This window comes from Nioella sediminis (assembly GCF_001879695.1).
GTDB lineage: Bacteria > Pseudomonadota > Alphaproteobacteria > Rhodobacterales > Rhodobacteraceae > Nioella > Nioella sediminis.
In genome coordinates this window covers 23,635-33,341 of record NZ_MNBL01000071.1, presented here as the reverse complement: position 1 = coordinate 33,341, position 9,707 = coordinate 23,635, and the positions used below count along the sequence as shown (strand labels likewise).

Sequence of the window (9,707 nt, the reverse complement as noted above, 5' to 3'; positions counted from 1 at the left end):
CCCGCCCCTTGCGGGGCAGCCTCATCGCCCGCTTGGGGGCCAGCCCCCAAACCCCCGAGGTATTTTTGCCAAGATGAAGGGGAACGGGCTGGACAGGGGCAGCCTGGCCGGGTTTGGTCGGGGCATGGATCTGGACCAGACATATCCGGCGATTTCCGACCTCAAGGCGCGGGCACGGCGCAGGGTGCCGCATTTCGTCTGGGAGTTCTTCGATTCCGCCACGGGCACGGAGTCGGTCCTGCCGCGCAATCGGGCGGCGCTGGATCGGGTCCTGTTTCATCCCGCGATCCTGACAGGGGAATTTACGCCCGATCTGTCCTGCACGCTGATGGGCCGGGACTATGCCGTGCCCTTCGGGATCGCGCCTGTGGGCATGTCGGGGGTGATCTGGCCGGATGCGGAACGGCGGCTGGCGCGGTTTGCCGGGTCTGTGGGGGTTCCCTATGGGCTCTCCACCGTGGCCAGTCAGACGCCGGAAACCGTGGGGCCGGAGGCGGGCGGCATGGGGTGGTTCCAGCTCTACCCGCCGCGCGCGCCGGAGGTGTTGGCGGACATGCTGGCACGCGCCTGGGATGCGGGGTTTCACACGCTGGTTCTGACGGCGGATGTACCTGTTGCCTCTCGCCGGGAACGGCAGACACGCGGCGGCCTGACCAATCCTCCTCGGCTGACACCCCGCCTGATGGCGCAGGTGATGCGCTGCCCGGCCTGGGCACTGGGCACGCTGAGGACCGGGATGCCGCGGATGCGGACGCTGGACCGCTATGCGGAGCAAAAGACCAGCCTGCCGCAGACCGCCCATGTGGGCTATCTGATCCGGACCTCGCCCGATTGGGACTACCTGGGCCGTTTGCGGGACCTTTGGCAGGGGAAGCTGGTGGTCAAGGGCGTGATGGAGGCTGCCCCGGTGGAGCGGCTGCAGGCGGCGGGGGTCGATGCGATCTGGGTGTCGAACCACGCGGGCCGCCAGTTCGACGGGGCCCGCGCCAGCATCGACGCGCTGCCGGAAATCCGCGCCGCGACCCGCCTGCCGCTGATCTTCGACAGTGGCATTGAGGGCGGGCTCGACATCATGCGGGCGCTGGCGCTTGGGGCGGATTTCGTGATGCTGGGGCGGGCTTGGCACTATGCTTTGGCGGCCTTGGGGGAGGCCGGGCCGCCGCATCTGCATGCGCTGTTGGTGAAGGACATGATCTCTTGCATGGGGCAGATCGGGGCACGGCGTCTGTCGGAGCTTCCCGGGCGGCTGGTGGTGCCTCGGACCGGCTAGGAGTGTTCAGCGCTAACAGGTCGATCACGCGGCGCAACAGGTCGTTTCCCGCGTGGGATTCGCAATTTTCATTGCTAGGGTCACTCTCGAACCAAGGCTTGCAGCGGAATGACACACGTCTTCAAGCCACTGTAAAATATAGAACTGTTAGCGCTATCGCCGCTCTTGCAACATTTCAGCAACAATTATGTTGGCAGCGCAGCAATTTCTGCCTAACGTCCGCGCCATCCAGAACAGAGGGGAATGTTCATGGCCGACTTCAAGAAGATCCTGATTGCCAATCGGGGTGAGATTGCGATCCGAGTGATGCGTGCCGCCAATGAGCTTGGCAAGCGCACCGTGGCGGTCTACGCCGAGGAGGACAAGCTGTCCTTGCACCGGTTCAAGGCCGACGAGGCCTACAAGATCGGGGAGGGTCTGGGGCCGGTTGCGGCTTACCTGTCCATCGACGAGATCATCCGCGTCGCCAAGGAATGCGGCGCTGACGCGATCCATCCGGGCTATGGGCTGCTGTCGGAAAACCCTCAATTCGTGGATGCCTGCGCAGCGAACGGGATCACCTTCATCGGGCCCAAGGCCGAGACCATGCGCGCGCTTGGCGACAAGGCCAGCGCCCGGCGCGTCGCCATCGAGGCGGGGGTTCCGGTGATCCCCGCGACCGAGGTTCTGGGCGACGACATGGACGCGATCCGCGCGGAAGCGGCAGAGATCGGCTATCCCCTGATGCTGAAAGCTTCATGGGGCGGCGGCGGGCGCGGGATGCGTCCGATCCATGGCCCCGAAGAACTGGAAGAGAAGGTCCGCGAGGGCCGGCGCGAGGCTGAGGCCGCCTTTGGCAACGGCGAAGGGTATCTCGAAAAGATGATCACCCGCGCCCGTCACGTGGAGGTGCAGATCCTTGGCGACAAGCACGGGGCGATCTACCACCTCTATGAGCGCGATTGTTCCGTCCAGCGGCGCAACCAGAAAGTGGTGGAGCGCGCCCCTGCCCCCTATCTGAGCCAGACGCAGCGCGAGGAGATCTGCCTTCTGGGCAAGAAGATCTGCGAGCATGTGAATTACGAATGCGCGGGCACGGTCGAGTTCCTGATGGATATGGACTCCGGGAACTTCTACTTCATCGAGGTGAACCCGCGCGTCCAGGTGGAACATACCGTCACCGAGGAAGTGACCGGCATCGACATCGTGCGGGCACAGATCCTGATTGCCGAGGGTAAATCGCTGGTCGAGGCCACGGGAACGGCCAGCCAGTATGACGTGAAACTCGACGGTCACGCGATCCAGTGCCGGGTGACGACCGAGGACCCCACCAACAATTTCATCCCCGATTATGGCCGCATCACCGCCTATCGCGGGGCGACCGGCATGGGCATCCGTCTGGATGGCGGCACCGCCTATTCGGGCGCGGTGATCACGCGGTATTACGACTCGCTTCTGGAAAAGGTGACGGCCTGGGCGCCGACGCCGGAAGCCGCGATTGCACGGATGGACCGGGCGCTGCGCGAATTCCGCATTCGCGGCGTCAGCACGAACATCGCCTTCGTGGAAAACCTGCTGAAGCACCCGACGTTCCTGAACTACCAGTACACCACCAAGTTCATCGACGAGACGCCGGAGCTTTTCGATTTCCGCCCCAAGCGCGACCGCGCCACTCGGATCCTGACCTATGTCGCCGATATCACCGTGAACGGGCACCCCGAGACCGAGGGCCGCGCCAAGCCCAAGGCCGATCTGAAACCGGCCAAGGCCCCTGCCCCGCGCGGCGAGGCCCTGCCCGGCACCAAGACGCTGCTGGATGAAAAGGGCCCGCAGGCGGTGGCCGACTGGATGGCGGCGCAGAAACAGCTGCTGATCACCGACACCACCATGCGCGACGGGCACCAGTCCCTGCTGGCCACGCGGATGCGGTCCATCGACATGATCAAGGCCGCGCCCGCCTATGCCGGGAACCTTCCGGGGCTGTTCAGCGTGGAATGCTGGGGCGGCGCGACCTTCGACGTGGCCTACCGCTTCTTGCAGGAATGCCCGTGGCAGCGCCTGCGCGACCTGCGCAAGGCCATGCCCAACATCATGACGCAAATGCTGCTGCGCGCCTCCAACGGGGTGGGCTACACCAACTATCCCGACAACGTGGTGCAGTCGTTTGTTGCGCAGGCGGCGGAAACCGGCGTCGATGTGTTCCGCGTGTTCGACAGCCTCAACTGGGTCGAGAACATGCGCGTCGCGATGGATGCGGTGGTGGAAAGCGGCAAGGTCTGCGAGGGCACGATCTGCTACACCGGCGACATCCTGAACCCGGATCGGGCGAAGTACGATCTGGAATACTACGTCAACATGGGCAAGGACCTGAGGGATGCGGGCGCGCATGTTCTGGGCCTGAAGGACATGGCCGGGCTGCTGAAACCGGCCTCTGCCAAGATCCTGATCAAGGCGCTGAAGGAAGAGGTCGGCCTGCCCATCCACTTCCACACCCATGACACGGCGGGGATTGCCTCTGCCACCATCCTCGCGGCCTCTGATGCGGGCGTGGATGCGGTCGATTGCGCGATGGACAGCTTCTCCGGCAACACCAGCCAGGCGACGCTTGGCACCGTGGTCGAGGCGCTGCGCCACACCGAGCGGGACACCGGGCTGGATATCAAGGCGATCCGCAAGATCAGCGACTATTTCGAAGCGGTGCGTGGCCAATATGCGGCGTTCGAGTCCGGCCTTCAGGCCCCGGCCTCCGAGGTCTATCTACACGAGATGCCGGGCGGGCAGTTCACCAACCTCAAGGCGCAGGCCCGCAGCCTCGGGCTGGAGGAACGCTGGCACGAGGTGGCGCAGATGTATGCCGATGTGAACCAGATGTTCGGCGATATCGTGAAGGTCACGCCATCCTCCAAGGTGGTGGGTGACATGGCGCTGATGATGGTGAGCCAGGGTCTGACCCGCGCTGAGGTCGAAGACCCCAAGACCGATGTGGCCTTCCCCGACTCCGTTATCGACATGATGCGCGGCAATCTGGGCCAGCCGCCGGGCGGCTTCCCTGCCACGATCCTTGCAAAAGCGCTGAAAGGCGAGAAGCCCAACACCGAACGCCCCGGCAAGCACCTGCCCCCGGTCGATCTGGAGGCCACCCGCGCCGAGGTGATCGCCAAGGTGGGTGAGCCCGTGGATAACGAAGACCTCAATGGCTACCTCATGTATCCCAAGGTCTTCACCGATTACCGCGCCCGCCATGCGGAATACGGGCCGGTGCGGACCCTGCCCACCAAGACCTTCTTCTATGGCATGCAGCCCGGCGAAGAGATCGAGGCCGAGATCGACCCCGGCAAGACGCTGGTGGTGCAGTTGCAGGCCGTGGGCGAGACCAACGAGGATGGCGAGGTCAAGGTCTTCTTCGAACTGAACGGCCAGCCCCGCACCGTGCGCGTCCCCAACCGCAAGGCACAGGCCTCGACCGCCAAGCGCCCGAAGGCCGAACTTGGCAACCCCAACCACGTGGGTGCACCGATGCCCGGCGTGGTGGCCACGGTTGCGGTTCAGGCAGGCCAGACCGTCAAGCAGGGCGACATGCTGCTGACAATCGAGGCGATGAAAATGGAAACCGGCATCCACGCCGACCGCGATGCCGTGGTCAAGGCCATCCATGTGACGCCCGGCGGCCAGATCGACGCCAAGGATCTGCTGGTCGAATTGGACTAATAAAAAAAGGGCGCCCGACATTGCGGCGCCCTTTCTCCGTCCATTTTTAATCACTTTTCATTGTTATGTTGCCCGTCAATCGCGCAGTGACGAGGTGATAAACATGACCCTGAGAACCGAATTCTGGTACGATGAAAGCGGTGCCGTGACAGTCGACATGACCGTTCTGGCTGCCGGCGTTGTCGGCCTTGGCATCGCAACGATGTCCGTGGTGAGCAGCGGTGTCGAAGACCTGTCCGGCGACATCAACGCCGAACTGTCCTCCAACAACTGGAACATGTTCAGCAATGGCAGGGTTTCGGTCGGGTCTTTCGATTTCTCTGGCGGCAATGCCCCCGGCTGGCTTGGCGGATCGGTCCGAAATATGGGCGGTGAACTGGGCGAATTGCTGGTCCTTGGCCCCGGTGAGGCAACGGGTTTCCTCGTGGAAGTCGCCGAGGGGGCCACTAACGCGATCATGGAATTCGATCTGGTTGCGGGCGACAGCCTCGATAACAGCGCCCAATGGGGCACCGACACCGCGACGATCTCGCTCAACGGTGTTCCGGTTGCCGTGGCGCTGGCCAGTGGCAACAGCATGACATTCGACATCCCGCAGCTTGACGGCACGACGGTCGAGGCGACGGTAGAGGTCGCGTCGGTCGCGCTTGGCGGCAATGGCGGCTGGAACGATTCCGTGGCATCCGTGCGCGTGACCGTGGACGAACCGACATCGGATATCCAGTTCGAGCTTCAGTCCAATGCCAATCAGGGCATCGGCGATGAATTCTGGGGGCTGGACAATTTCGACGCCTCCACCACCGGCGGTCCCGGATTCTGATCGGGCGACCTGACGCCCCCCACGAAGACCGCACCTGCCTGAAAGACAACCGGCAGGCTTTGCAAAAAGGCCACATCCCGAGCGAATTGAGCTTGGTGGCCGCGCCCGTGCATGCAAGAGTTCGACCCTGTCACATTGCAGGAGCGCGCATTTGTTCACCCCGGACCAAGTCCTTGACTTCTGGTTTCCCGAAACGGGCCACGAGACGAACCCGGACTCTCATTCCGCCTTCTGGAACGAAAGGATGCAGGGCGGCATGGATGAGGTCATCATCCGCGACTTCGCAGACTTGACGCTGGCCGCTGCACGCGGCGAACTTGACCACTGGGCGGACACTCCGCGCGGGCGGCTGGCGCTGCTGATCGCGCTGGACCAGTTTCCCCGCTCGCTCTGGCGCGACACGCCTGCGGCCTACGCCCAGGACATCAAGGCCGCGCGACTGGCACTGGACGGGATCACCAACGGTGATTTCGACCCGCTCGCCCCCTGGGAACAGGCGTTTTTCGTCATTTCCATTTCCCATTGCGAAGGCCCGGATCACTTGCAACGCATGGACCTGCTGGACGATCTGATCGAACGGATCATTGCAAAGCTGCCAGAGCCGATTGCCGGTATGGGCGATGCGTTCCGCACCCAGAACAGGACAGTGCGCGGCGTGCTGGAACGGTTCGGCCGCCACCCGCATCGCAACCCGATCCTTGGACGCCCCTCCACGCCAGAAGAGGAGGCCTATATCGCCACCGGCGATTTCCCCCATGTGCGCAAGGTCGAAACCGCGTCGGACTGACGCTACGACAGGCGCATTTGGGCTTGCGCAACGCTGCCGGGGAGGCTGCAATCGACGACAAATCGCGCGGAGCATCCCATGGCCAAGATCCTCGTCATGACAGACCTGCACATCACGCCGGAAGGCGAGACCATCATTGGCCTCGACCCCGGTGCGCGGCTGTCGGCGGGGCTGGCCCATGCCGCCCGAACTCACCCGGATGCGGAGCGGATCGTCCTGATGGGCGACCTGACCCATCACGGCGCCGCTCAGGAATACGCACGACTGAAAACGCTGTTGGCGGACCTGCCCTGGCCCGTCACCTTGATGATCGGCAATCATGACACGCGCACGGGGTTCCGCGCGGCCTTTCCGGACGCGCCAACCGATGCGGATGGATTTGTCCAAAGCGCGATTGATCTGGGCGACATCAGGCTGATCTGCCTCGACACGCATGAAACGGCCCCGGCGGTGGAGCATGCGGGCCATCTCTGCCCTACCCGGCTGGCCTGGCTTACCCGCGAACTGGAGGCAGACACGAAACCCTGCCTTGTCTTCCTGCATCATGCGCCCTTCGACACCGGCTTTTCGGGCATGGATCACATCGGCCTCACCAATGCGGCAGAATTGCGGGGGGTGTTGACCGCCTTTCCGCAGGTCAAGCATATCTTCGCCGGGCACATCCATCGCACGATCACCGCCTCCATCGACGGCCTGCCGATCACCGTTTTCAAAAGCCCCTGCCATCAAATGCCCATGATTCTGGGTCAGGAAGGAAGCGGCCATTCGGTGGACGAACCGGGGGCCTATGGCATCATCCTGACGAACGGGGACAGGGTGGTGGTACATTTCGAGGACTTCACCCTGCCTGCGCAGGACGTGAGCCACTACTGACGGATGGGACGGGATATGGATATGATTGCGCCGCTTTATGCAGGGCTTCTGGGCCTGCTGTTTCTTCACCTCAGCATCCGGGTGATCAGCCTCAGGCGTCACCACAAGGTGTCGGTCGGGGATGGCGGGGAAAAGGCCCTGTCAAAGGCCATGCGGGTGCAGGCCAATTGCGTGGAATATGCCTCGATCGGGCTGATCCTTCTGTTCGGTGCAGAGCTTCAGGGCGCGCCCACCTGGGCCGTTCACGGGCTTGGGGTGACGCTGCTTCTGGGCCGGGTGCTGCATGCGTTCGGCTTTGGCTCCACCCCGCAGATCGTGCCCGCGCGAATCTGGGGCATGGCGCTGACGCTTGGCATGATCCTGATCGCGAGCCTGTCCAATATCATCCGCGCGGTGATCTGAGCGCGTCCGAAAGGACACTGGCAGGCACGCCGCCAATCTGCGATGCTGCACAAGGCAACTATCCGCAGAGACCGACCCCTTGGCGACGATCCTGACCATCACCCTGCCCATCTACCTGCTGATCGGGCTTGGCTTCCTGTCCGTTCGCACCGGCTATTTCGCGGGGTCCGATATCAGGGCCATCGGCACGTTCGTGGTGCGGTTCGCCCTGCCCGCGCTGATCTTCCTGGCCGTGGGCACCGCAACCCCGTCGGGAACACTGCACTGGGGGCTGTTCGCGGTCTACCTGTCGGCCTCGCTGGCGCTGTTTGCGACCTGCATCCTTGTGGGGCGTCTGGTTTTCCGGGCGCGCTGGTCGATGCTGGGGGTGGTGGGGCTTGGCATGGTGGGCTCCAACTCGGCCTTCGTGGGGTTTCCGCTGCTGTCGATCCTCTACCCTGACCTTGCCGTGACGATCTTCGCCACCGTGATGCTGCTTGAGAACGTGATCCTGATTCCGCTGGCTCTGGCGGTGGCAGATGCAGGTGAGCGCAGCACAAGCACGCCGTTGCAGGGGTTTCTCAAGGGCCTCAAGGGGCTGATCAAGAATCCGCTGGTCCTGTCGATCATTGTCGCTCTGGCCTATTCCCTCTCCGGCCTGACCCTTCCCGAACCAATCCTGCGCCCCATCGAGATGCTGCGCCCGATCGCCTCGCCTGTTGCGCTCTTTGCCGTGGGTGGCACCGTTGCCGCCGCAACGCTTGCCAGCGCCCGCGACATGGCCGCGCCGATGGGGGTGATCCTGGTGGGCAAGCTCGTCCTTCACCCTCTGTTCTTTCTTGCCGCAACCCTGCTGCTGCCCGCCCTGCCCCCGGACATTCGCCATGCCGGCCTGATCAATGCGGCCTGTCCGATGCTGTCGATCTTCCCGCTGATCGCCATGGCCTATGGGCGGGAACTGCTGGCCTCGACCGCGCTGATGGTCACGACAGCGGCCTCTTTCGTGACCATCTCGGGCCTTTTGTGATTATTTCGCTGGCCGCCTCCTGACCGCTTGTAGCGGGCCTGCTACAGCTTATCTGACTGCGATCCGATCCAAGGAGTTGCCAGATGATCGAGCTGTTTTCCGACCCCGCCGTGTGGGCCTCTTTCCTGACCCTGACCGTTCTGGAAATCGTGCTCGGCGTCGATAACGTCATCTTCATATCCATCGCCGCCGCAAGACTGCCCGCGGAGCAACGCCGCCGCGCGCGGGTGATCGGGCTGACGGGGGCGCTGGTGCTGCGCATCCTACTGCTGCTGTCCATCGCCTGGATCATCGGGCTGAGCGAGCCGATCATGACCGTCTTGGGCCTCGACATCAGCTGGCGCGATATCATCCTGATCGCGGGCGGCCTCTTCCTGCTCTACAAGGCTTCGACCGAGATCTTCCACGAGGTCGAAGGCGGCATCCATACGGCTGAGGAAACCGTGGTGAAGGCGGTTTTCGCCTCGGTCATCTTCCAGATCATGCTGCTCGATCTTGTCTTCTCGCTCGACTCGGTCATTACCGCCGTGGGCATCGCAGACCATATCGAAGTGATGATCGCCGCCGTGGTCGTGGCCATCGTGGTGATGATGGTCGCAGCAGCCCCGATCGCGAAATTCGTGGAGGATCACCCGTCCACCAAGATGCTGGCCCTGGCCTTCCTGGTCATGGTCGGCATGGCCCTGGTCGCAGATGGCTTCCACTTCCATGTCGAACGCGGTTTCATCTATGCGGCGATGGTCTTTGCCGGGGCCGTCGAGATGCTGAACCTGTGGCGCGCAGCGCGGCGCAAGCGACTGGCGGAAAATGCGTAGACGGCGCGATTTTCCTCTTGCAGCCCTGCGGCTGTCGGCCTAAATAC

General features: G+C 63.5%; 8 protein-coding genes. All 8 read left to right on the top strand.

Going from position 1 to position 9,707, the window contains the following annotated elements:
- The first annotated feature begins 124 nt into the window (after positions 1-124).
- The 8 genes from BKY26_RS09955 (at position 125) to BKY26_RS09920 (ending at position 9,660) form a co-directional block, all read left to right on the top strand.
- The gene (locus tag BKY26_RS09955; protein ID WP_083431397.1) at positions 125-1,270 is read left to right on the top strand and encodes an alpha-hydroxy acid oxidase; all 1,146 of its coding nucleotides are present in this window, start codon (positions 125-127) and stop codon (positions 1,268-1,270) included.
- A gap of 249 nt (positions 1,271-1,519) precedes the next feature.
- Positions 1,520-4,957, top strand: coding sequence for a pyruvate carboxylase (locus BKY26_RS09950; RefSeq protein ID WP_071690242.1), 3,438 nt, complete (start codon positions 1,520-1,522; stop codon positions 4,955-4,957).
- Positions 4,958-5,060: 103 nt separating this feature from the next.
- Positions 5,061-5,777 carry a Flp family type IVb pilin gene (locus BKY26_RS20835; RefSeq protein WP_071690239.1) on the top strand — a complete coding sequence of 239 codons (717 nt, stop codon included), beginning with the start codon at positions 5,061-5,063 and terminating at the stop codon, positions 5,775-5,777.
- Positions 5,778-5,928: 151 nt separating this feature from the next.
- Positions 5,929-6,564, top strand: coding sequence for a DUF924 family protein (locus BKY26_RS09940; RefSeq protein ID WP_227434982.1), 636 nt, complete (start codon positions 5,929-5,931; stop codon positions 6,562-6,564).
- Positions 6,565-6,642: 78 nt separating this feature from the next.
- Positions 6,643-7,437: a phosphodiesterase gene (locus BKY26_RS09935; protein WP_071690237.1), complete on the top strand. Its 795-nt coding sequence runs from the start codon at positions 6,643-6,645 to the stop codon at positions 7,435-7,437.
- A gap of 15 nt (positions 7,438-7,452) precedes the next feature.
- Positions 7,453-7,839: an MAPEG family protein gene (locus tag BKY26_RS09930; protein WP_071690236.1), complete on the top strand. Its 387-nt coding sequence runs from the start codon at positions 7,453-7,455 to the stop codon at positions 7,837-7,839.
- Between the two features lie 79 nt (positions 7,840-7,918).
- Positions 7,919-8,845: an AEC family transporter gene (locus tag BKY26_RS09925; RefSeq protein ID WP_071690235.1), complete on the top strand. Its 927-nt coding sequence runs from the start codon at positions 7,919-7,921 to the stop codon at positions 8,843-8,845.
- An 83-nt stretch (positions 8,846-8,928) separates the two neighbouring features.
- Positions 8,929-9,660, top strand: coding sequence for a TerC family protein (locus tag BKY26_RS09920; RefSeq protein WP_071690234.1), 732 nt, complete (start codon positions 8,929-8,931; stop codon positions 9,658-9,660).
- The last annotated feature ends 47 nt before the right edge of the window (positions 9,661-9,707 follow it).

Coding starts and splice junctions, on each gene's coding strand:
- BKY26_RS09955 (WP_083431397.1), top strand. CDS start 125: ATGGATCTGGACCAGACATATCCGGCGATTTCCGACCTCAAGGCGCGG.
- BKY26_RS09950 (WP_071690242.1), top strand. CDS start 1,520: ATGGCCGACTTCAAGAAGATCCTGATTGCCAATCGGGGTGAGATTGCG.
- BKY26_RS20835 (WP_071690239.1), top strand. CDS start 5,061: ATGACCCTGAGAACCGAATTCTGGTACGATGAAAGCGGTGCCGTGACA.
- BKY26_RS09935 (WP_071690237.1), top strand. CDS start 6,643: ATGGCCAAGATCCTCGTCATGACAGACCTGCACATCACGCCGGAAGGC.
- BKY26_RS09930 (WP_071690236.1), top strand. CDS start 7,453: ATGGATATGATTGCGCCGCTTTATGCAGGGCTTCTGGGCCTGCTGTTT.
- BKY26_RS09920 (WP_071690234.1), top strand. CDS start 8,929: ATGATCGAGCTGTTTTCCGACCCCGCCGTGTGGGCCTCTTTCCTGACC.